The 22,564-nt window shown below is 72.4% G+C and carries 18 protein-coding genes; 6 read left to right on the plus strand and 12 right to left on the minus strand.

All coding sequences use genetic code 11. The features are described 5' to 3' along the window. Positions 1-95 precede the first annotated feature (95 nt). The 3 genes from D9V36_RS16590 to D9V36_RS16600 form a co-directional block, all read right to left on the minus strand. On the minus strand, positions 96-1,379 hold the full coding sequence (locus D9V36_RS16590; protein ID WP_129294460.1) for a DUF2786 domain-containing protein: 1,284 nt from the start codon (positions 1,377-1,379) through the stop codon (positions 96-98). Between the two features lie 493 nt (positions 1,380-1,872). Beyond that, complete coding sequence (locus D9V36_RS16595; protein WP_129294461.1) at positions 1,873-3,144, minus strand: L,D-transpeptidase; 1,272 nt, start codon at positions 3,142-3,144, stop codon at positions 1,873-1,875. A gap of 295 nt (positions 3,145-3,439) precedes the next feature. After that, positions 3,440-3,778, minus strand: a complete 339-nt coding sequence (locus tag D9V36_RS16600) for a hypothetical protein (RefSeq protein ID WP_241720894.1) — start codon at positions 3,776-3,778, stop codon at positions 3,440-3,442. A 109-nt stretch (positions 3,779-3,887) separates the two neighbouring features. Here D9V36_RS16600 and D9V36_RS16605 point away from each other — a divergent pair, with 109 nt between their 5' ends. Further along, on the plus strand, positions 3,888-4,328 hold the full coding sequence (locus tag D9V36_RS16605; protein ID WP_206739680.1) for a hypothetical protein: 441 nt from the start codon (positions 3,888-3,890) through the stop codon (positions 4,326-4,328). Between the two features lie 184 nt (positions 4,329-4,512). On the opposite strand, the gene hutH is transcribed toward D9V36_RS16605, so the two are convergent. The 5 genes from hutH to D9V36_RS16630 form a co-directional block, all read right to left on the minus strand. Next, the gene (gene hutH, locus D9V36_RS16610) at positions 4,513-6,057 is read right to left on the minus strand and encodes a histidine ammonia-lyase (RefSeq protein ID WP_129294463.1); all 1,545 of its coding nucleotides are present in this window, start codon (positions 6,055-6,057) and stop codon (positions 4,513-4,515) included. A gap of 107 nt (positions 6,058-6,164) precedes the next feature. Next, positions 6,165-7,301, minus strand: a complete 1,137-nt coding sequence (locus tag D9V36_RS16615; RefSeq protein WP_129298464.1) for a GGDEF domain-containing protein — start codon at positions 7,299-7,301, stop codon at positions 6,165-6,167. A gap of 375 nt (positions 7,302-7,676) precedes the next feature. Continuing rightward, positions 7,677-8,489: an enoyl-CoA hydratase/isomerase family protein gene (locus D9V36_RS16620; RefSeq protein ID WP_129294464.1), complete on the minus strand. Its 813-nt coding sequence runs from the start codon at positions 8,487-8,489 to the stop codon at positions 7,677-7,679. 269 nt (positions 8,490-8,758) lie between these two features. Continuing rightward, on the minus strand, positions 8,759-9,964 hold the full coding sequence (locus tag D9V36_RS16625; RefSeq protein WP_129294465.1) for an adenylate/guanylate cyclase domain-containing protein: 1,206 nt from the start codon (positions 9,962-9,964) through the stop codon (positions 8,759-8,761). A 535-nt stretch (positions 9,965-10,499) separates the two neighbouring features. After that, positions 10,500-11,402 (minus strand): biotin--[acetyl-CoA-carboxylase] ligase, encoded by a 903-nt coding sequence (locus D9V36_RS16630; RefSeq protein ID WP_129294466.1) that lies wholly within the window; start codon positions 11,400-11,402, stop codon positions 10,500-10,502. A gap of 131 nt (positions 11,403-11,533) precedes the next feature. On the opposite strand from D9V36_RS16630, the gene D9V36_RS16635 reads away from it, so the two are divergent. The 5 genes from D9V36_RS16635 (at position 11,534) to D9V36_RS16650 (ending at position 15,979) form a co-directional block, all read left to right on the plus strand. After that, positions 11,534-13,123, plus strand: coding sequence for an acyl-CoA carboxylase subunit beta (locus D9V36_RS16635; RefSeq protein WP_129294467.1), 1,590 nt, complete (start codon positions 11,534-11,536; stop codon positions 13,121-13,123). Between the two features lie 41 nt (positions 13,124-13,164). Next, entirely contained in the window at positions 13,165-13,377 is a 213-nt protein-coding gene (locus D9V36_RS16640; RefSeq protein ID WP_129294468.1) for an acyl-CoA carboxylase epsilon subunit, read from the plus strand. 130 nt (positions 13,378-13,507) lie between these two features. Beyond that, entirely contained in the window at positions 13,508-13,636 is a 129-nt protein-coding gene (gene mmpB, locus D9V36_RS42625) for a morphogenic membrane protein MmpB (RefSeq protein ID WP_277753454.1), read from the plus strand. Between the two features lie 139 nt (positions 13,637-13,775). Next, complete coding sequence (locus D9V36_RS16645; protein WP_129294469.1) at positions 13,776-15,260, plus strand: peptidoglycan D,D-transpeptidase FtsI family protein; 1,485 nt, start codon at positions 13,776-13,778, stop codon at positions 15,258-15,260. A 104-nt stretch (positions 15,261-15,364) separates the two neighbouring features. After that, the gene (locus D9V36_RS16650; RefSeq protein WP_129294470.1) at positions 15,365-15,979 is read left to right on the plus strand and encodes a nucleoside triphosphate pyrophosphatase; all 615 of its coding nucleotides are present in this window, start codon (positions 15,365-15,367) and stop codon (positions 15,977-15,979) included. A 61-nt stretch (positions 15,980-16,040) separates the two neighbouring features. Here D9V36_RS16650 and D9V36_RS16655 read toward each other — a convergent pair whose 3' ends face one another. The 4 genes from D9V36_RS16655 to D9V36_RS16670 all read right to left on the minus strand — a co-directional run bounded on the left by D9V36_RS16655 (position 16,041) and on the right by D9V36_RS16670 (position 22,093). After that, positions 16,041-18,140, minus strand: coding sequence for a protein kinase domain-containing protein (locus tag D9V36_RS16655; protein WP_129294471.1), 2,100 nt, complete (start codon positions 18,138-18,140; stop codon positions 16,041-16,043). Between the two features lie 112 nt (positions 18,141-18,252). Next, positions 18,253-20,493 carry a protein kinase domain-containing protein gene (locus D9V36_RS16660; protein WP_129294472.1) on the minus strand — a complete coding sequence of 747 codons (2,241 nt, stop codon included), beginning with the start codon at positions 20,491-20,493 and terminating at the stop codon, positions 18,253-18,255. An 8-nt stretch (positions 20,494-20,501) separates the two neighbouring features. Beyond that, the gene (locus D9V36_RS16665; protein WP_164992959.1) at positions 20,502-21,491 is read right to left on the minus strand and encodes a serine/threonine protein kinase; all 990 of its coding nucleotides are present in this window, start codon (positions 21,489-21,491) and stop codon (positions 20,502-20,504) included. Positions 21,492-21,619: 128 nt separating this feature from the next. Further along, the gene (locus tag D9V36_RS16670; RefSeq protein WP_241720895.1) at positions 21,620-22,093 is read right to left on the minus strand and encodes a hypothetical protein; all 474 of its coding nucleotides are present in this window, start codon (positions 22,091-22,093) and stop codon (positions 21,620-21,622) included. Positions 22,094-22,564: the final 471 nt, after the last annotated feature.

Genomic DNA, 22,564 nt, shown 5'->3' on the forward strand with positions numbered 1-22,564 from the left:
CTGCCGACGTAACAGGGGTTGCCGGCGCGTAACAGGGGTTGCTGGACGCAGCAGAGGTTGCCGGCGCAACACGTGCGTGGGTCACGGCCGCGGGCTCATCCCTCCCCGGCCCCGCCCCCCTCGCCCAGTCGTGCCCGGTCCGCTGCCGCTCGGCCCTGATGCCAGCCGTCCGCGTCGCGTACGCCGCGCAGGCGGACCGGGGCGGTGTCGGGGAAGAGGGCGCCGGTGGTCTGTTCCACGGCGAGTTCACGGGCGGCGAGGACCGGGAGGAGGCCAGGGGCCGCTTCGGCGGACTCGGCGGTGGCGGCGGCCGTGGCAGCCGCGGTGGCCGCCCCGAGCCGGTCGCGGATGCGGTCGGCGTAGGCGACGAGGAAGGCCTGGCGGAAGTCCCGGGTGCGGCGGGAGCGGCCGCGGGGCGTGGCGGTTCCGCCTCGTTCCCTGGCAGCGCGGTCCTGTCCCTGCTGCTGGAGAGCCCGATGGTGGTCGTCGCCCGCGCGGTGCATCGCGGCGGTGGCCTGGAGCAGCAGCGAGGTGTAGAGCATCTCGGCCGCCTCCAGGTCGGGCGCGAAGCCGACGAGGGTGGAGAAGCCGACGTCGGCGGCCCAGACGGCCTGGCAGCGGTTGGCGGCCGCCACCGCGTCGAGCAGCAGCGCCTTGGCCTGCTCGTAGGGGCCCTCGATGCCGATGCGGACCGCGGAGGGGCCGCCGGCCTGCCCGCCCGGCGCGGCGGCGCTGTCGAGCAGCGCCTCGTCGATGCTGTGCCGGGCCATCAGCTCCTGCGCCTTGGCGGACAGCGCCTCCGCCTCCTCGGCGTAGTCGGTCGCCTCGGCCTTGGCGAGCAGCCCGCGGATCCGTCCGAGCGCACGTGCGGCGGCGGCACCGGCGGGGCCGTCTCCCCGGCCGGACGGCGGCGGAGCCGGCAGCGGGGTGATGCGGGGCAGCCGGGCGAGCGCGCGCAGGGCCGCCAGTACGTCGTACGCGGTCTCGAAACGGGAGGCCCGGCGGCGCTCGGCCAGTGCGTCGAGGTAGCCGGCATCGGAGGCCCACCAGACCTCGGCACCGAGCTGCCGCAGCTGCTCGGCCCAGCGGGGGTCCCGGACGGGCCGTGCGCCCGGCGGCCGGGTTGCGTCGGCCGCGACGGCATCGACGACCACGGCCACCAGGGAGGCGTCGGGCGCGTCACGCCGGACGATCCGCTCCAGATCGGCGGGCTGCCAGCCGCCTGCCCAGCACTGCCGCACACCCGCCACGGCGGCGGCGATTACCGCCGCGCTCACCGCCTCCCAGCCGGCCTCGGCTGCGGCCAGCATCGAGGCGCCCGCCTCGATGGCGTCCTCGGCCTGCGCACCGTCCGGCGCGTAGCGGACGCTGCCGAGCACCTGCCCGACCAGCTCACCGGCTGCGGCCGCGTCGGCCGGTGACGGCCCGCCGCGCCGCTCGCTCCCGCGCCGCTCGCTCCCGCGCCGCTCGCTCCCGCGCCGCTCGCTCCCGCGCCGCTCGCTCCCGCGCCGCTCGCTCCCCGCGCCGCTCGCTTCCGCGTGCCTTGCTCCCGCGCCCTTTGCTTCCGCGCTCAGTCGCCCGCTCACTCACCCGCTCACTGTACGGAGGGCTTCGTGGGGCCCGCGTCCCGGTGGTCCGGGTCCGGCCCGCGTCCCGGAGACGGTCGGCAGTCGGCTGCCGGCTGCCGGGCCGTACACAGCCACGACGCCCGGTGGCACCCTGATCGGGGCGCCACCGGGCGTCGGTCATTCATGGCGGCCGTCACATCGGCCGACCCGCGCAGTCACGCAAGGTCATACGCGGTCACACATGCTCGGGCATGCGGGCTACCGCCCTGACCCGCGGCGTCACTGCACCGGCACCGGTACCGCGTTACTGCACCGGCACCGCACTGCCGGTCACCCACTGTGACCAGTCCATGTTCCAGCCGTTCAGGCCGTTGTCCGGCTTGACCGTCTGGTCAGGGGAGTTGACGACGTCCACCACGTCGCCGATCTGCGAGTTGTTGAAGAACCAGGCGCCGGCCGTCTTCGGGTCCTTGGCGCCCTTGGCGTCCTCCAGGCCGATGCAGCCGTGGCTGGTGTTGGCCTTGCCGAAGACTCCCTTGCCCCAGTAGTTGCCGTGGATGAAGGTGCCGGAGTCCGACAGACGCTGGGCGTGCGGGACATCGGGGATGTCGTACTCGCCCTTGCCGTCCTTCTTCTTGAAGCCGACGGTCGAGCCGTCCATCCGGGTCTGCTGGAACCGCTCGGAGATGACCATCTGGCCGTTGTAGGTCGCATGGCCGTCGCTGCCGGCCGAGACCGGAATGGTCTGGATGAGCTGGCCGTCCCGCACCACGTACATCACGTGTTCCGCGGTGTCGACGGTGCTGACCTGCGAGTGACCGACGTTGAAGCTGACGGTCTTGTTCTGGATGCCCTTGACGCCCGGCGACGCCTCGACGCCGTCGAGGCCGAGCTTCAGGGTGACCTTGGAGTGTGCCTTCCAGTACTCCTGGGGGCGGAAGTCGAGCCGCTTGTCACCGAACCAGTGGCCGACGATCTGCTGGTTGCTGCTGGAGGCAACCTTGATCGCGGACTGGACGGCCGCCTTGTTCTTGACCGGCTTGTCGAAGTTGATCGACACCGGCATACCGACGCCGACGGTCGAGCCGTTCTCCGGCGTGAAGTTCCCGACGAAGCTGTTCTCCGGGGCGACGGTGGTGAAACTGGAGTTCTCCACCGCCGCGCGCCCGTGAGAGTCCTCCGCATGCGCGGTGACCTTGTACTTCGTCGAGCGGTCCAGTGGCTTGTCCGGCTTCCAGGAGGTGCCGTCGGTGGAGAGGGTTCCGCCGACCTGCTGCTTGGACTCGACCGCGGTCATGGTGACGCCGGTGAGCTTTCCGGCACTGACCGTGACCTTGGCGTCATTGTTGACACCCGCACCGGTCGCGCCGTCCTCCGGCAGTATTTTGATCTTGGCTTGCGAGGCGTCCTTCGCGGCCGCCTCGTCCACCTGCTGGGTGTTCTCGTGCCGGGTGCCGTCAGCACCGCCGCCGCCTTGGTCAGCTGTTGCGCTGCCGCCACACGCCGCAAGCGTGAGTACGCCCCCGAGCAGCGTGGCGCTGGCTATCAGCCCCTTCCGGCGCTGGCTGTCCGTCATCACACGCATCTCCATTACTACGGGTTTCGCATCGTTCCCCGAGCGAGCTGCCAACTGAACGCAGGCATATCTGGACGCAGGCATTCCGGCCGACGCCATATAAACGCCTTTTCCGTTTCGCCCGTTCCATGCCTCCATGAAGTGTGGGGAAGGCCACTTATGCCCTTACATCGGTCACAAGGTGCACACGTTCCGAAGTCGGACCTGTCGCCCTCCCATGTCATGGGCCCCCGTACAGCGCGCAGCCGTACGGGGGCCCTGGTCGGTCGGGCGGGGCGGGGCGGGGTGCCGGCGGTCAGCCCTCCCCGTCCGCGTCGTCCGCCAGATCCCACTCCGCCGCGTTCCACTCGGCGTCCGGGTCGTAGTCGGTCAGCTCCTCACTGCTCCACGAGGCCTGGGCCAGTTCGGTGCCCGGCACCGAGGAGACGAGGTCGAACGGGTCGATCAGGTGGGCCAGCGCCTCCGCCGGGTCCTCCTTGACCGTCTCCTGGGACTGTCTGCGCTCCTCGTCCGGCAGCGACGGATCGCCGTTGATGTGATCGAGGGCCGCGCCGGTCAGCTGCGGGGCGTCGGTGACCTCCATGATCAGTTCCACATGAAGGCGCACAAACCGTGATGTCTCACCATTGCTCATAGCACGGAGGTTAGGCATGGACGGGTCCTGACTTCCCCGCGACCCGCGGCGGTCATTAACATCTGAGGTCAACGGCCAATTCGCCGAACCCACAAGGGGGATCGCTTCCGTGACCGCACGCCGTCCACTGCTGACCGCCGCAGCCGCGGGATCGGTACTGTTCGCCCTGTGGTTCGTCCCCTCCGCCAATGCGAGCGCGGGGCATGACGGAGCGACAGATCCCGGTCTGCGGGCGGCATCCGCCACGACCGGCCCCGGCCTGACCGGCCGGCTGAACGGCGGGGCAGCGGGCTCCGGCAGCGGTTCCACGACGACCACCCCGCACTACGGCGGCACAGGTACCGGCTCCGGCACGGGCGCGGGCTCCGGAACGGGCACGGGAATGGTCTCCGGCTCCGGCGGTCACTCCAGCGGCGCCCGGCCGCACTTCCTCGCCGATACCGGCAGCCCGGACACCACGCCGTACGTGATCGGCGGCGCCGCCTGTCTCGCGCTCGGCGCCGGGCTGGTCAGCTACTCCGTCCGCCGCACCCGCGACGACGCCGCCTGATCCACGGGAGCCGGGGAGCCACCTAGGGGCGCTAGGGGCGGAGACCGGGGAGCCATCTAGGAGCCGGTATCCCTAGCTAGGGACAGTGCCCCTAAGGGCCCCCGGGGCCGCACACCCCGCCAGGGGCGGCGGGCACCTAAGGGTTACGGGCGCCCTAAGGGTTGCGGGCGCCCCACCCCCGTCGTTACGCCAGCTCGCCGGTGACCGACTCCACGGCCGCCACCAGCTTCCCGGCCCGCACGAACGCATACGCGCCCTCCAGGTCCGGCGCCAGGAAACGGTCCTCGCCCGGGCCCTGGACGCCGGCCGCGCGTACCGCGTCCAGCACGGCGCGGGTGGCGGGGGCGGGTGTCAGCCCCTCGCGCATCTCGATGGCACGGGTCGCCGCATAGAGCTCGACGGCGATGATCCGGGTCAGGTTGTCGACCGCGGTACGCAGCTTGCGCGCCGCCGACCAGCCCATCGAGACATGGTCCTCCTGCATGGCGGAGGACGGGATGGAGTCCACCGAGGCGGGCGCGGCCAGTCGCTTCAGCTCGCTGACCAGGGCGGCCTGGGTGTACTGGGCGATCATCAGCCCGGAGTCGACGCCCGGGTCCCCGGCCAGGAAGGCGGGCAGCCCGTGCGAGCGGTTCTTGTCCAGCAGCCGGTCCGTGCGGCGCTCGGCGATCGAGCCGAGGTCGGCGGCGGCGATGGCCAGGAAGTCCAGGACGTAGGCGACCGGGGCGCCGTGGAAGTTGCCGTTGGACTCGACCCGGCCGTCCGGGAGGACGACGGGGTTGTCGACGGCCGCGGCGAGCTCGCGGTCGGCGACCAGGCGGGCGTGGTCGAGGGTGTCCCGGCCGGCGCCGGCGACCTGCGGGGCGCAGCGGATGGAGTAGGCGTCCTGGACGCGCGGGGCGTCGTCCTGGTGGTGGCCGGTGAACCCGGAACCCGCCAGCACCTTGGACATGTTGCCGGCGGAGGCGGCCTGCCCGGGGTGCGGGCGGATGGCGTGCAGCTCGGGCGCGAGGACCTGGTCCGTGCCGAGCAGCGCCTCCAGGGAGAGGGCCGCGGTGATGTCGGCCGAGGTGAACAGCCGGGCGAGATCGGCGCAGGCCATCACCAGCATGCCGAGCATGCCGTCGGTGCCGTTGAGGAGGGCCAGGCCCTCCTTCTCGCGCAGTTCGACGGGCTCGATGCCGTGCGCGGCCAGCAGCTCGCCGGCCGGCCGTACGACGCCGTCGGGGCCCTCCGCATCGCCCTCGCCCATCAGCGTCAGCGCGCAGTGCGACAGTGGCGCCAGGTCGCCGGAGCAGCCGAGCGAGCCGTATTCGTGCACGACGGGTGTGATGCCGGCGTTGAGTATGGCGGCCATGGTCTCGACGACGAGGGGGCGGACGCCGGTGTGCCCGGAGGCGAGCGTCTTCAGCCGCAGGAACATCAGCGCGCGGACCACCTCCCGCTCGACCCGCGGGCCCATGCCGGCCGCGTGCGAGCGCACGATGTTGCGCTGGAGCTGCACGCGCAGCTCGGGGCTGATGTGCCGTACGGCGAGGGCCCCGAAGCCGGTGGAGACGCCGTAGACGGGGTCGGGCTTGGCGGCGAGTTCGTCGATGAAGGCGCGGGAGGTGGCGACGGCCGCGAGGGCCTCCTCGGACAGCTCGATCCGGGCCGCGCCGCGGGCCACCGCGATGACGTCCTGTGCGGTCGTGCCGGACGTTCCCAGCACCACAGTGTGCATATCCATATTCAGGCACCCTAGAGACTGAATCACCGGATGTCACCACCGGGTTTTGGGATCACCCCTTACGGGGCGTGGGCGAAGAACCCGGGGTCTGCGCAGGGGGGCGGCACTCACCTCCGGAAGCGGCGGCGCTCCGGCCCCGACCGCCGGTCCGGGGCGTCCGCGAGCCGGACGACGGGGTCGTCCTTGCCGCCGTGCCGCCCGGCGACCACGGGCTCGCCCGACCGCGCCGCCTTGGCCTTGTACTGCGCGGCGTCCGCGAGCCGGAAGAGCCGGCGGGCGCTGTGCACCTGCCCGATCGGATCCCCGGTCGAGGCGACCCCGACCGCCACCCCTTCACCGAGGTCCAACTCCCCCGCCCGGTCGCACAGTTCACCGGCCACCTTGACCACCTCGTCGGCCGGCGGGCCCACCGCGAGCAGGCAGAATTCGTCGCCGCCGAGCCGGGCGGCCAGCATGCCCGGCAGCATCGCCCCGCACAGGGACAGCACCGAGCCGAAGCGCTCCAGCAGCCGGTCCCCGACCGCATGGCCGCGCGAGTCGTTCACCCGCTTCAGCCCGTTGAGGTCACACACCACCAGGCTGACCACCACCTCGTCCCTGCGGTGCAGCTCCAGCGCCTCGTCCAGCCGCATATCGACGGCACGGCGGTTGGCGAGGCCGGTCAGGGAGTCCGTGAAGGCCAGTCGGCGGACCTCTGCCAGCCGCTCGGTCTGGGCGATGCCGGCCGCCGTCACCGCGGCGAGCACGCTCGCGAAGTCGGCGTCCGGGCGGCCGAAGACCGGCTCGCCCGTGCGCCGCGCGACATACAGCTCGCCCCACGCCCTGCCGTGCAGCACGATCGGCGCGACCACGCAGCAGCCCCGGCCGCGGCGGCGCAGTGCGGCGACCCGCTGCGGGTTGGCGCCGCCCTCACCCGCGACCTCGTCCCGGCGCTGCGCCGCGGCCGCGGACACCGGGCCGTTGTGCGGCTCCTGGGCGGTCTCCACCCAGGCGCTGGGCTCGCCGCCGCCCGCCCACTGCTCGTGCAGGAAGCCGACGATCTCCGGGAATTCATGGACGGGGTAGCTCTCGTCGTCCGGGAACTCCTCCTCGCCGGCTGCGAGTTCGCCGACGTTGACCAGCACCCGCAGCTTGCCCAGCTCGCGCTCCCACTTCGAGATCGCCGCGAAGGATCCCCCCAGGGCCTGGCGCACTCCCTGCGCCGCGGCGTGCGCCGAGTCGCGCGGTGTATGAGCGGCCGCCATCGCCTGCGCCAGCTCCACCACGGCCCGCAGCCTCGCATCGCCCTCGCCCGTCACCGGATCCTCGCATTCCGTCACCGTGAGCACGCTCTGTCATTACAGCGTAGGAATGTTTAACCCCTTTCGCCCCTTTCCGTAGGGGATTGACGCCTGGGCGTTATTCGCGTCGCTATCGGCGTGGCTGTCGGCGGCCTATCGGCGTCGCCTTGGCGCCGTCTCGGTGCCGTCTCGGTCGTCTTGACGTCGCCTAGGTGTCGTTCATCGCTTGGTTCGCGGGGGCGTTCCCGGTCGGGCCCCTGGCGCTCGTCCCGCGCCGCCCCGTCTCGCCCCGCCTCGCCCCGCCTCGCCCCGTCTCGCTCCGTCTCGCCCCGCCTAGCGTCACTCCCCGGGCCAGTCCGGATCGCGCTTCTCGTTGAAGGCCGCCACGCCCTCCGCGCGGTCCCCGGAGAAGGCCACACTGCGCCAGGCGCCGTCCTCCACTTCCAGACCGGCCCGCAGGTCCAGCCCGTGCCCGAGGCGCATGGCGCGCTTGGCGGCACGCAGACCGACCGGCGAGTGCCGGGCGATCGTGGCCGCCAGCTCCAGCGCCCCGGACCGGTCCTGCCCGTCCGCCACCAGCCGGTCGACCAGGCCCAGCTCCGCGGCCTCGGCCGCCCGCACCCGGCGCGCGGTGAAGACCAGCTCGGCGGCCCGCGCCGCGCCCACCCGGCGCGGCAGCAGCTGGGTGCCCCCACCGCCGGGGATGACGCCCACCGACACCTCCGGCAGTCCCACCTCCGCCGTACCGTCCGCGACGATCAGATCGCAGGCCAGCGCCAGCTCGAAGCCGCCGCCGAGCGCGAAGCCGTGCACCGCGGCGATGGTGGGCATCGGCAGTTCCAGTACGCCGGTGTACGCGGCGCGGGTGTGCGGACGCTGGCGCATCAGGTCCGCGTCCGTGAAGGAGTTGCGCTCCTTGAGGTCAGCGCCCACGCAGAACGCCCGCTCGTGGGTGGAGCTGAGGACGACCGCCCGTACGGTGCGGTCCGCGGCCAGCTCGGCGCAGGCCTGCGCCAGGCTGTCGGCCATGGCCGTCGAGACGGCGTTCATGGCCTTCGGGCGGTCCATGATCAGCTCCGCCACATGGCCGTGGCGCTCGACGGCCACCCAGCCGTCCGCGCCGAATCGTTGCCGTTGCCCCTGCTGTTCCATGCAACCCTCCCTGTTAACGGGCGTTGACCTGACGTGGGGATCATGCCAGGTGGGTGGCTGGGGGGACAGGGATGGGGCGGCAGGGGGCGGGGGCTCGGGTGGGTGCCGTTGCGCGGGGCGGGCCGTTGCGCCGGGGGGGGCCTTGCGCGAGTGGGTGCCGTTGCGCGGGTGGGGTGGCAGTTCCGTGGGTGGCGGCAGTTCCCTGGGTGGGGGCGGCCCCCTGGGTGGCGGCAGTTCCGTGGGGCCCGGTCTGAGCCTGGGACCCAGGCTCAGTCGCCGGTGCCCGGAACGGCGCGGCGGCTCAGCAGCCAGGGCTCGACCACGCCCAGGCCTCGCACCGGGCGCTGCCACATCGGCTGGAGGGCGAAGCGGTACGACGGCGGCGGGGCGCCGGTGCCCTCCGCGGCCGCCTTCTCCGCGGCCGCGGCTTCGGCCTCGGAGACCGGCGCGTCACCGATACGGCCCAGCTCCTCGGCGAACGCCTCGTCCACCAGCACGGTGTCCTTCGGCGCTATCGAGGTGAGGCGGCTGGCGAGGTTGACGGTCGTACCGAAGACATCGCCCATCCGGGTCGTGACCGTGCCGAAGGCGATGCCGACCCGCAGTTCCGGCATCGTCTCGTCGTTGGTCATCGTCTCGATCAGCCGCAGCCCGATCTCGGCGGCGATACCCGCGTCGTCGGCGGAGAAAAGGACCTCGTCGCCGAGGGTCTTGATCAGCCGGCCGCCGTGCGCCGCCACCAGGTCGGAGCAGGTCGTCTCGAACGCCTCCACCAGCTCGCCCAGCTCCTCCTCCTCCAGGCGACGGGTCAGCCGGGTGAATCCGACCAGGTCGGCGAAGCCGACGGCGAGCCGGCGGTCGACCATCTCCGCGTCGTCCTGGGCCCGGACGACGCGGCCGGTGGCGGCGGCGAGCTGGCGCCGCCAGACGTAGACCAGGAACTCCTCCAGCTCGGGGAGCAGCAGCTCGACCAGCGGGTAGGTGATCTCCGTCCGGGTCAGGCCGGAGTCCTGCGGCTCGGTCAGGCCCTCCAGGAAGGAATCGATCTGCCAGTCGGCCAGACGGGCGGTGGTCTGGCCCGTGGAGCGGGCGACCTGGATGGCCATGGCCTCGCTCAGCAGCCCGGCCTCGACGAGACCGGACAGCCGGCGCAGGGCCAGCACATCGGCCTCGGTGAGGGCCTTGACCTGGCCGATGTCGGCGAAGCCCATGGCCCGCCAGAAGCGGGCCGCGAGGTCCATGGAGACGCCGGCGCCGCGGGCCGCCTGGAACGGGGTGTAGCGGCGGTCGGCGCCGAGGATGAGCTGTTCGAGGCGGACGGCGATGTTGTTCTCGTCGCCGTGGTCGGTGGCGTCGCTCCTGGCGGTGGCGGTGTCGCCCCAGCCCCGTGCGGGATCGTCGACGGGGACGTCGCGCACGGCGTCGTCCTCGGTGTCCATGTCGCGCGGGGTGGCGCCCGAGTCGTCGGCGGTCACCGGCCGCTCCCTGTCCGATCCCTGCGCACTGCCCTTCCGATCACTGCTCGCCGGTGGTCCGCTCCCTGGCGGACCGCCTCAACGATACGGCAGGTGTGCTCTGGCTCACTCTCACATGTTGACTGTGGACAAGGAAGTGGTGGGGGTGGGGTGGCGCGGCGGATGGGTGCGGTTCGATGCGGTTCAGTGCTGTTCGGCGGCTGGTGGGGGCCGCTGTCGCGCGTGCGCGCTGTGGGTGGGGCCGGAGGGGACGCCCGGTACCCCTCCCCCAGCCTTCGGCCGGGAGGTGCCCCCACGGCGCGGGCGGCCCTGGTACGTGGCATTGATCGCCCCGGCGTCCGCTCCGGTCCTGCGGGCGGGGCACCGGGCATCCCCTCCGGCCTACGCCGTCGGCGGCTGTCCCGCCGTGCCCGTTGCCGTCACAGACGTAGGCGTCGGCGGGTGTCCCACCAGACTCCGTCTGCGGACGTCCCGCCGTACCGGTTGCCGTCGGCGACCCCGGTAGGCGTCACGCATACGGCCCCCAGGCCCCCCGCTACGCCTCCGCTGCCGGGCGCAGATGGACGATGTCGCCGGCGCCCACGGGCTGCTGTACGCCGTTCGCGGTGGCCAGTACCAGGCGGCCGTCGGTGTCGATGGCCACGGCCTCGCCGGTGAGGGCGGTGTCGCCGGGGAGCTCGGCGCGTACGGAGCGGCCGAGGGTGGCGCAGCCTGCGGCGTAGGCCTCGTGGAGGCCGCTGGTGGTGGGGTCGCCGTCGGCGGAGTGCCACTCGGTGTACCAGTGCTCCAGGGAGCGGAGGACGGCGCGCAGCAGCGGGTCGCGGTCGGTGGTGGTGGCGCCTGCCAGGGCCAGTGAGCCCGCGGCGGGTACCGGGAGTTCGGCGGCGGTGAGGGAGACGTTGAGGCCGATGCCGATGACGACGCCGGGGCCGGCGCGTTCGGCGAGGATGCCGCCCACCTTGCGTTCCGTGAGGGTTCCTCCGGGGCGCAGGGCGTCGGAGTCGTCGGAAGTCACCAGCAGGTCGTTGGGCCATTTGAGGGCCGTGTCGACGCCGGCCGTCCGGGAGAGGGCGGCGGCGGTGGCGACTCCGGTGAGCAGGGGGAGCCAGCCCCAGCGCGCCACGGGGACTTGGGGGATGAGGTAGACGGAGAGGAACAGGCCCGAGCGCGGGGGTGCCGACCAGGTGCGGTCGAGGCGGCCGCGGCCGGCCGACTGTTCCTCGGCGATGAGGACGGCGCCCGCCGCCTCCCCTTGTGCGGCACGGGCCGCCAGGTCGGTGTTGGTGGAACCGGTGGCGGAGACGACGTCCAGGGCGGTCCAGAGCGAGTCGGGCCGTACGAGGGCGCGGCGCAGCGCCGTGGCATTCAGCGGAGGGCGGCCCAGATCGCTCCAGCGACCGGCATCTTTGTCCCGGTTTTCCGGTGGTTGAGACGTCATGGGACCAGCCTAGGTGTGGTCAACGACGCAGTGCCGCTGAGCAGTCCCGCCGATACGCTACGGATCGGTAGCCAATCCCGTACCACCCTCAGTACGAGCACCAGTCCAGGACGAGCAGGAGCCGCATCCCGATGTCCGAGCCGGAAGCAAACATCCACACCACCGCGGGCAAACTGGCGGACCTGCAGCGGCGGGTCGAAGAGGCCACGCATGCCGGTTCCGCCCGTGCAGTGGAAAAGCAGCACGCAAAGGGGAAGTTGACGGCGCGTGAGCGCATCGATCTGCTGCTGGACGAGGGCTCGTTCGTCGAGCTGGACGAGTTCGCGCGGCACCGGTCGACGAATTTCGGACTGGACCAGACCCGTCCTTACGGCGACGGCGTGGTGTCCGGCTACGGCACGGTCGACGGCCGCCCGGTGGCCGTCTTCTCCCAGGACTTCACGGTCTTCGGCGGTGCGCTGGGCGAGGTCTACGGCGAGAAGATCGTCAAGGTGATGGACTTCGCGCTCAAGACCGGCTGCCCGGTCATCGGCATCAACGACTCCGGCGGCGCGCGCATCCAGGAAGGCGTGGCCTCGCTGGGCATGTACGGCGAGATCTTCCGCCGCAACACCCACGCCTCCGGTGTGATCCCGCAGATCAGCCTGATCGTCGGCCCGTGTGCGGGCGGCGCGGTCTACTCCCCCGCCATCACCGACTTCACGGTCATGGTGGACCAGACCTCGCACATGTTCATCACCGGTCCCGACGTCATCAAGACGGTGACCGGTGAGGACGTCGGCTTCGAGGAGCTGGGCGGCGCCCGTACGCACAACGCCACCTCCGGTGTGGCGCACCACATGGCGGGTGACGAGAAGGACGCCATCGAGTACGTCAAGGGCCTGCTGTCCTACCTGCCGTCCAACAACCTCTCGGAGGCGCCGGCCTTCCCGGAGGAGGCGGACCTGGAGACCTCGGACACCGACCGCGAGCTGGACGTCCTGATCCCGGATTCGGCCAATCAGCCGTACGACATGCATGTCGCGATCGAGCACATCCTGGACGACAACGAGTTCCTGGAGACCCAGGCGCTGTTCGCGCCGAACATCCTGACCGGCTTCGGGCGGGTCGAGGGCCATGCGGTCGGTGTGGTCGCCAACCAGCCGATGCAGTTCGCGGGCATCCTGGACATCAAGGCCTCGGAGAAGGCCGCGCGGTTCGTGCGGACCTGCGACGCGTTCAACGTCCCGGTGATCACCTTCGTGGACGTGCCCGGCTTCCTGCCCGGCACCGACCAGGAGTGGGACGGCATCATCCGGCGCGGCGCCAAGCTGATCTACGCGTACGCGGAGGCGACGGTCCCGCTGATCACGGTCATCACGCGCAAGGCGTTCGGTGGCGCGTATGACGTCATGGGCTCCAAGCACCTGGGGGCGGACCTCAACCTGGCCTGGCCGACCGCGCAGATCGCCGTCATGGGCGCGCAGGGCGCGGTCAACATCCTGCACCGCCGCACGCTGGCCGCGATCGAGGACCCGGCCGCGCAGGACGAGCGGCGCCAGGAGCTGATCCAGGAGTACGAGGACGCCCTGCTCAACCCGTACGTCGCAGCCGAGCGCGGCTACATCGACGCGGTGATCATGCCGTCCGAGACGCGCCGGCACATCGTCCGCGGGCTGCGCACGCTGCGCAACAAGCGCGAGGCGCTGCCGCCGAAGAAGCACGGCAACATTCCGCTCTGACCGGCAGAACCAGAACCAGAACCAGCGAAGGAGGCCGTTCGATGATCAGGGTCGTACGGGGCAATCCCACACCCGAGGAGCTGGCCGCCGCACTGGCGGTGGTGCAGGTCCGCGCGGCGGCTGCCGCTTCCGCCGCGCCGGCGGGACCCGATCGCGGCACCGAGTGGTCCGATCCCGCGTCCACGGTTCCGGCGCGGGCGCGGATGCCGCACCCGGGCCCGCGGGCCTGGCGGACGAGCTACTGGCCGCACTGACCGGCCGGTATGGGCGCGATGACCGGCCGCGTCAGGTCGGTGCATGGTGCATTGACTAGTCCCTCACACCCGTGGCGCCTGAGTACGCGTACTCAGGCGCCACGGGCGCATCGGGCTCAGGATCGGGTACATGCTGTGGTCAGATCCGCCCGATGAGCCTCCTGAGGAGCTGCGCGACGTGCAGGCCAAGCTCCGCAGAATGGGCATCGTGGTGGCCGTGGTCGCGGTGCTGCTGATGCTCCTGATCTCGGGGAGGTAGCCGTTCCCGTCCGCGGGGAGGTAACGCTCACGGCTCCCGTCCGCAACCATCAGCGCTGAAATGGACTCTTTCTCTCCCGACAGTGCAATTCGGGCGGCCGCCCGCGGGGCGGCGGCGCCCGGCCGGGAGTGGGAGAGCGATGAACAGGCCGCTGAGGCATATAGCCGTCTTCTGCGGGGTGCTGGTACTGGCCCTGCTGGCCCGCGTGACATGGGTCCAGTTCGTCCAGGGCGACGAACTCGCCAACGATGTCCACAACCGGCGCGTCAAGATCGAGGCGTTCTCCTACCCCCGCGGCAACATCATCGTCGGCGGCAAGCCCATCACCGGCTCGGTGGCGACCTCCGGTGACTTCAAGTACAAGCGGACGTACAAGGACGGCGCGATGTATGCGCCGGTCACCGGCTTCGCCTCGCAGGCCATGGGCACCTCCTTCCTGGAGGGCATCTACAACAAGGTGCTCAGCGGCAAGGACGACCGGCTCGCCTTCAACCGCGCCCAGGACATCCTGACCGGCAAGAAGCCGCGCGGCGGCGATATCGTCACCACCATCGACCCCAAGGCACAGAAGGCCGCGTACCAGGGGCTGACCGACCTCCACGCCAAGGGCGCGGTGGTCGCCCTCGACCCGCGCGACGGCCGCGTCCTGGCGCTCGCCTCCACCCCCTCGTACGACCCGTCGGTGTTCGCCGGCATCTCCAATGCCGATGGCCGGAAGTTCAAGGCGCTGGACACCGACAAGACCAAGCCGCTGAGCAACCGGGCGCTGCGCGAGACCTATGCGCCCGGCTCCACCTTCAAGATCCTCACCGCGGCGGCGGCCCTGGAGAACGGCGTGGTGTCGGACATCGACGCCCCGTCGAACGCGCCCGCGCCGTACCAGCTCCCGCAGAGCTCCACGAAGATCGGCAACGACGTCGCGGGCGCGCCCTGCGACAAGGCCTCGCTGAAGACGGGCATGCAGTGGTCGTGCAACAACGTCTTCCTCGACACCGCGCTGAAGGTCGGCAAGGACAAGATGCGCGAGATGGCGGAGAAGTTCGGCTTCAACTCCGACGTCTACGACAAGGAGCTCGGGGACATGCTGGCCAGCAAGAGCCTCTACCCGGACAAGCTCGACAAGCCGCAGACCGCGCTGACCGGTATGGGCCAGGGCAGCCTCACCAGCACACCGATGCAGATGGCGATGGTGGCCGCCGGGCTCGCCAATGACGGCAAGGTGATGATGCCGCACATCGTCGACGAGCTGCGCGGCCCCGATCTGTCGACGATCGAGAAGATCAAGCCGAAGCTGAAGTCCCAGGCCGTCTCCGCGGACACCGCGAAGAAGGTGCAGCAGATGATGGAGTACACGGTCAACGAGGGCACCGCCGAGAAGGCCAAGATCGACGGCGTGACGGTCGGCGGCAAGACCGGTACCGCGCAGCACGGCGCGAACGTCAACGACGAGCGCCCCTACGCCTGGTTCGTCTCCTACGCCAAGCAGAGCGACGGCTCCTCCCCGGTCGCGGTCGCCGTCTTCGTCGACCCCAAGGACATGGACATTCCCCGGTCGGAGATCGCCGGCGGCAAGCTGGGCGGGCCGATCGCGCAGTCCGTGATGAAGGCGGTGCTGAACAAGTAGTCCGGGTTCCCTGCGAGTCGTCCGGGTTCCCTGCGAGCAGTGCAGGTTCCCCACGAGCAGTGCGGGCGCCCCGGCGGCGTCCGCGGCTCCGTACGATGGCGGACATGACCGAAGAGCCCCGCCCCCGCCGTCTCGTCCTCGCCTCCCAGTCCCCCGCCCGGCTGGCCCTGCTGCGCCAGGCCGGGCTGGCGCCCGAGGTCATCGTCAGCGGCGTCGACGAGGATGCCCACGCCGCCGCCACTCCCGGTGAGCTGGCCCGCGTCCTGGCCGAGGCCAAGGCCACCGCCGTCGCCGCCCGCCCGGAGGCCGCCGGTGCGCTGGTCGTCGGCTGCGACTCGGTCCTGGAGCTGGACGGGCGGGCGCTCGGCAAGCCCGCCGATGCCGAGGACGCCACTGCCCGCTGGAAGTCCATGCGCGGCCGCTCCGGCATCCTGCAGACCGGGCACTGCGTCATCGACACGGCGGCGGGCGGCCGCCAGGTCTCCGCCACCGCCTCGACCACGGTCCGCTTCGGCGAGCCCACCGACGCCGAGATCGCCGCCTACGTCGAGAGCGGCGAGCCGCTGTTCGTCGCGGGCGCCTTCACCCTCGACGGCCGCTCCGCCCCCTTCATCGACGGCATCGACGGCGACCCCGGCAATGTCATCGGCCTCTCCCTGCCGCTGCTGCGCCGCCTGCTGGCCGGTCTGGACGTGGCGATCACGGAGCTGTGGACCTGAGCGTCGCCGCTTCCCGGCTCCGGGGCGCGTAGGTCGGGCCGGACTGCGGCCCCCCGTGCGCTCACGGCACCGGCAGCGCGTAGAGCGACGTGCCCTGGAGGATGAAGACCCGGTTGCCGTCCGCCACCAGCCAGGAACGCTCGGCCGCGGGGAGCTTGTACGTCAGGACGGGCACGCCGGTCGACAGATCCACGGCGTACACCTTGTACCAGGGGTCGCCCTCGATGGACCAGAGGGCGCGCCCGTGGATGAACACCGGGAGCCCGAGGATGCTCTCCCCGTTCCCGCCCTGGATCTCGCTGCCGTCGCTGCTCTTCCTGATGCTGGGCCACTTGCCGTGCGCGGCGCAGACGGTGCGGTCGTCGAAGACCGTCGCCGGGCCCCAGTCCTCGTGCTTGTCCCAGGCATCCCGCTCCTCGACCGACCACAGCTTCTTGCCGTCGCTGATCCGGCGGGCGGTGAGCGTCTTGCCGTTGAGGTAGACGGTGGTGCCGTGGACGGCCGGGCGGAGCAGGACGTCCCCTTGGCCCGGCAGGTCCCACACCTGGTGGCCGTCGGCCGTGTCGACGGCGAACACCTTGCCGTCGTCGGTCGACAGGACCAGGCGGCCGTGGGCGACGGCGCCCGGCGGTCCGACCTTGGCGCGGTAGCCGGCGGCGATCTTCGCCGTCCAGCGGATCGTGGCGTCGGAGCGCCGGACGGCGCGGAGTCGGTGGTCCTTCGTCAGGACGTAGACCGCCTCGTCGTCGGCGGCCAGCAGGACGCTCGCCTCGGCGTCGACGGTCCAGCGGGGCTCGCCCGTCGAGGCGATGAAGGTGCGGAGCGTGCCCTTGGTGTCGGCGGCGGCGATCAGCCGGTCCGAGAGGGAGAGGTAGCGGCCGGTCGCGCTGACGCCGCGGACGGCCCAACGCCGTTTGCCGTCCACGACGTTGTGGGCGGCGATCCCGCCGCCGCGTGCGCCGAAGACGATGACGTCCCGTACGGGCAGCGGCGCGGGCGTGTCGTCGGCGAGGACGTCGACCGGGCCCCACAGCGGCTTCACCTCACCGCCGCTGAGGTAGTCGCCGTTGTCGGCGTCGAGGACATGTGCCACCGGGGTCTTTGCGGCGGGCGGAAAGGCGAAGAGATCGGTCTTTGCGGTCGGTTGCCGCGGTGCACGGGGCCACCAGGCCGCCGCGGCGCCGCCGCCCGCGGCCAGGACCGCGCCGCCCGCCGCCAGGCCCGTCAGCAGCCTGCGCCGGGTCACCGGCCGAACGTCGCCGCCGCCGGGCAGGGTCGGCGCGGTCAGCTCATGGATGCCGCGCTCCCGCTCCTTGATCGCCTCGGCCACCCGGCCGCGCCGCCAGGCCCGTTCGGCGCCGCGTGGTGGTGCGAAGGCGGCGGCGATCTCGGCGGGGGCGGGCCGGGCGGTCGGGTCCTTGGCGAGGCAGGGGGCGATGAGGTGCCGCAGGGCTTCCGGGAGGCCGGTCAGGTCGGGTTCGTCGTGGACGACCTTGTACTGCAGGGCGGCGATGTGGGAGGCGTCGTAGGCGCGATGGCCGCTGGCCGCGTACACCAGGACAGCGCCCAGGGAGAAGACATCGGCCGAGGAGGCCACGCGGCGGCCCAGGACCTGTTCAGGGGCGCCGTAGCCGGGGGTGACCGGGACCTGGCCGGTGGAGGTGAGGGTGAGGCCGTGCTCGGGGCGGGCGATACCGAAGTCGATGACGCGGGGGCCGGACGAGGTCAGGACGATGTTCGGGGGTTTGAGGTCGCGGTGGATCAGGCCGGTGGCGTGGATGTCCGCCAGGGTGTGCGCGATCGACGCGGCGAGGGCGCGCACGGCCGGTTCGTCGAAGGGGCCGTACGCCTCGACGGCCTCGTCGAGGGTCGGTCCGGCCAGGAACTCGGTGGCGATCCACGGGCGGCCGCCCTCGGTCTGCGCCGCCAGGACGCCCGCCACGCCCTTGCTCGTCACGGCCTGCGCCGCCTGCGCCTCGCGGACGAAGCGCTGGGCGAGCTGTGGTGCGTCGGCGAGTTCGGGCCGCAGCACCTTGACCGCGGCCACGGTGCCCCCGGCGTCCTGGCCGACGTAGACCTTGCCCATTCCGCCTTCGCCGAGCACACCGAGCAGACGGTAGGGGCCGAGGCGGAGCGGATCGCCGGTGCCGAGGGGTTTCATGGGCGGTGTCCTTCGGGCGAGGTCAGGCAACTGCGGGCGCATGCGGGCGAGTTCGGACAGGAGCAGGCGGGTTCGGCACGGTCAGGCGCGCACGGTGCGCCTGGTGGCCGGTTCAGCGGAGCGGGAAGCCCGCGAGGAAGTCCGGGCCGGAGGCGATGAGCATTCCGCTCTTCTCATGGGCGGTGAACCGGGTCCCGCTGGTCCTGTAGAACTGCTCGGTGGTGTGCGAGGTGAGGCCGACGGCGCGGAGGAGCTTGTCGGTGTGGCTGTAGGTGTAGGCGTACTCGGAGCCGATCACCGGATGGACGACATGGTCCGCCCGCGGGCCCTCCGCGCTGTTCTCCGTCCATCGCGGTTTTCCGCTTCCGGTGCCGAACGCGACCAGGCCGAGGCCCTTCTCCACCGCGTACAGCACCCCGTCCTTGAGGACCGGCGGCCCGTACGTCTTCCCGGGGCGGGTGGCGGCCGTGTCCCACGCCTGTCCGCCGTCGCTCAGCCGCAGCGCCCGCAACGGGCCGTAGCCCAGGTAGAGATGCTGGTCGTCGGCCGTGAGCGGATCCCGTACGAGGCGCCGGTCGGCGCCCTTCCACGGCTTGTCCCAGAGCACCTTGCCGGTGCGGGTGTCGCGGGCCGCGATCCGGACCGTGCCGTCGTTCATCTGCTGCAGGGTCACCAAGAGGCGGCCGGTGACCTTGGCGGACAGGAAGTGGTTCTCGTCGCTCTCGGCGGAGTGGAACGGCAGCGGATCGGTCCACTTCCGGCTCCCCGTGGCGAGGTTCACGGCCCTCACGGACCAGGGCAGCTGGCGTTCGTACCGCTTGACCTTCCCGTGGGAGACCGCCAGGTAGGCCGTGTCACCGGCGACGGCCAGCAGCCGGCTGATGAGGCCGTTGTCCTGCTCGTCCGAGACCGGGGCGAGGCGCTTGCCGGCCTTGCCCGTGTCGAGGTCCACCCGGGCGAGGAACCATGTGACGAACCTCAGCGAGCCATTCGCGTCACGGTGCTCGTCCCTCGCGATCTGGTAGACGCGGGTGCCGTCCGAGGCGACCTGCCACGAGTCGTCCGCATACAGCGAGAGAGTCCACCGCGACGCGCCGGACTTCGCGTCGACACCGCGCGCCCCCGCGCCTGCCACCAGGACGACCTGGTCACCGGCGAGCAGGGGCACTTCGGGGTTCTGGTCGTCGTCCGGGCCGCCGTACTGCTTCTGCCACACCGAGTCCAGCTTTGCCTTCTTCACCGGGGCGACGCTCGGCCCCGGCTTCGGCTCGGTGTAGCCGGGCCCGGTGCCGGGGCCCGGCGCCGGCTCGCCCGCGCCCAGCCAGGCCCACGCCCCCGCCCCGGCCCCCGCGACGCCGAGCACCGACCCGGCGCCCGCCATCAGCAGCCCCCGGCGGGACAGGCGGCGGGCGGGGACACCGGCGGACGGCAGGGTCGGCGGCGGGCCGGGCGGCGCGGGCAGCCGCTGCGGGACCACCTGCCAGACCTCGCTCGCCCGCCGCCCGATCTCGGCGAGCACCGCGTCCGGCAGCTGGTCGGCGAACTCCCCCGCACCGTCGTGCAGTCGGTCGGCGAGCTCGGCGGTCGTCGGACGCTTTGCGGCCTCCTTGGCCAGGCAGCGGGACAGGACCGGGACCAGGGCGGCGGGCACGCCGGTGAGGTCCGGCTCGCCGTAGCGCACCCGGTAGAGGAGGTCCGCCGGCTGCCCGTTGCCGAACGGGCCGCGGCCGGTGGCGGCGAAGACCAGGACCCCGGCGAGCGCGAAGACGTCCCCGGCCGGGGTGTGCTCCTCTCCGGTGGCCTGCTCCGGCGACATGAAGGCCGGGGTGCCGACCGCGGCACCGGCATGGGTCAGCCGGTCGTCGCCGAGGGCCCGGGCGATACCGAAGTCGATGACCTTCGGGCCGTGCGCGGTGACCATGATGTTGGACGGCTTGAGGTCACGGTGTACGACATCCGAGTGATGCAGTTGGCCGAGCGCCCCACACAGCGCCGCCCCGAGGGCGCGCACCGTCGCCTCGGGCAGCGGACCTGTCTGCTCCACCGCCTCGTCGAGCGGCGGGCCGAGGACGTACTCGGTGGCCATCCACGGGGTTTCGGCGAGCGGATCGGCGTCGACGACCTGGGCGCCGTACCGCCCGCCGATGACCCGGGCGGCATCCGCCTCCAGCCGGAAGCGGGTGCGGAACGCGGTCTCCGTGGCGATGTTGGCGTGCATCGTCTTGAGCGCCAGGGTCCGGCCGCCCGGCGAGCGGGCCAGGTAGACGGTGCCCATGCCGCCGCTGCCCAGCCGGGCGATGAGGCGGTACGGGCCGAAGCCGTGCGGGTCGTCATGGGCGAGGGGGAAGGGCATGGCGGGCGTCAGTCCTGGCGTGCGGCGGGCGGATGCGGGAGGGTCGCGGCGAGCACATCGGCCGACTGGCGGGCGAGGGCCGCGATCAGCCGGCCGGGCAGCCAGCCGGGGCCGAGCGCGGCGGCGGCGCGGCCCGCGGGGTTCCCCGCGGCGTCGAGCACGGTGGCGGGCGGCAGGGGGCCGGCGGCTTCGGGTACCGGTGCTCGCTTGCCCTCCACGGCGAGCGGGCTGAGCGCGTCCAGCACCTCGGCGGGGCGCGGCCGGGCCGCCGGGTCCCGGGAGAGGCAGCCGGTGATGACGGTCCGCAGGGCGGCCGGGAGCTCTTCCCGCTCCGGCACGGTGTACCCGGTGGCGGCGTAGGCGAGGGTCGCGCCGAGTGCGTAGACATCGCCCATCGGCTGCGGCCGCCCGCCGGCGGCCTGCTCCGGCGGCAGGCTCCCCGACTCCAGGCCGGGCAGCCCGGAGCGCGGCGTGCCGTCCCCGGCCGCGGCCCGTACCGCCCCGAAGCAGGTGAGCCGGGGCCCGTCGGCGGCCAGCAGCACGGCGGCGGGCGACACACCGGCATGGGCCAGGCCCTGCCCGTGCCCGATGATCAGGGTCTCCACCAGGGCCGCGCCGAGCGCCCGTACGGTGCGCTCGGGCAGCGGTCCGCCGTACAGGGCGAGCGCGGTGGGCAGCGGAATCGCCGGGAGGTAGGGGCGGGCGTGCCAGGGCGCGTCACCGGGCGCGGCGAGTTCGGCGGCCGGTGCGGCCCACGGCCCGAGCAGATAGCGCGAGGCCTCCGCCTCGGCCAGGAACCGTCCGGGGTCGGCCCCCGGCAGCGGGACGCCGATCAGCACCGTACGGTCGCCGTCCGCGCTCCGCCCGATGAACCGCCGCTCCGGTACGGGCACTCCGGACCGCTCGTCATCCAGCGGGCGGAGCACCACGTACGGACCGATAAGGCTCCCGTCCCCGGCTCCCGCCCGGTCCTCGCCACCCACAACTGGCGCATCCATGCGCACCATCCCCCGTCGACGACACCGCGCGAGAGCCTACCCGGGCGTGTCGCGCGGCCCCTGACGGCCTCGATCCGGCCCGCTGCGGCCGGAGTTCGGGCCTGTTCGGCAGGTGGCGCCGGGGGCGGTCAGGCGGACGAGGGAGCCGCGGGCGATGCTCCATTCGGGGAGTTCGTGCCGTTCTCTGCGGTCCCGCGCCCCTCGCCCTCACGCCCTTCCCCGTACGCCATCAGGGTCAGCACCAGCAGCGCCAGCACCACCGTCATCGCGAGGAAGGCGACCCAGCCGACCAGGCCGACGGCGAAGGCGCCCAGTACACCGTGCACCACCGCGCAGCTGATGAGGGCGATACGGGTGAAGCCGCCGGGGGCGCGGTCGCGGATCGCGGTGCGGAGCAGAACGGCGGCGCAGAACAGCAGGTAGAGGCCGAAGACGATGCCGCCGACCCAGGAGCCGACCGACATCGCACGGGGCTGCAGCCCGGCCAGGGACATCTGCTGCCTGTCCACGACGATGCTCAGAATCCAGTTGAGCAGCACGATCCCGAACGCTTCCAGGACCAGTACCACCGCCGCGGCCAAGGCCACCGGCCGTCGTGCCACCACCACGTCCACCCACTTCCGCCATGTGCCGAGCCGGGGCGCCCCGCGGACGCCCGATGCCGCCGATGCTCCTGGTGCCCCTGTTACCGCGGGGTACGGGACATCGCGCACGCTACATGGGGGTCCCCCCTCCGGGGGAAGAGTTCTGCGGAAGGTAAAAGCTGGGCAAGGGTGGTGCGCGGGCGGGCGCGGACGGCGGCGACCGGAAGGGTGACGGCACGCCGACGGACCGAGTCGCCCGCAAAGTTTCCTTCGCCCATTCGTAGGGACTCCACAAAGAATTGACGATCCGCTGGACGCCCGCGGCGCGAGACCTAAGCCACACCGGGGCGCGACGCGAAGCCCGGGAATCCGGGCCTACCCTGGGATACCAGGGGACTTAGGTTCCTCACTGGCGCCCCGAGCACACTCCGTGTGGGCAAGCTCACCCCAGGGAACGGGTCGGCACGCGGTGTCGCCAGTCCCTAAAAT

This window comes from Streptomyces lydicus, from assembly GCF_004125265.1.
In the GTDB taxonomy this organism is placed as follows: domain Bacteria; phylum Actinomycetota; class Actinomycetes; order Streptomycetales; family Streptomycetaceae; genus Streptomyces; species Streptomyces lydicus_C.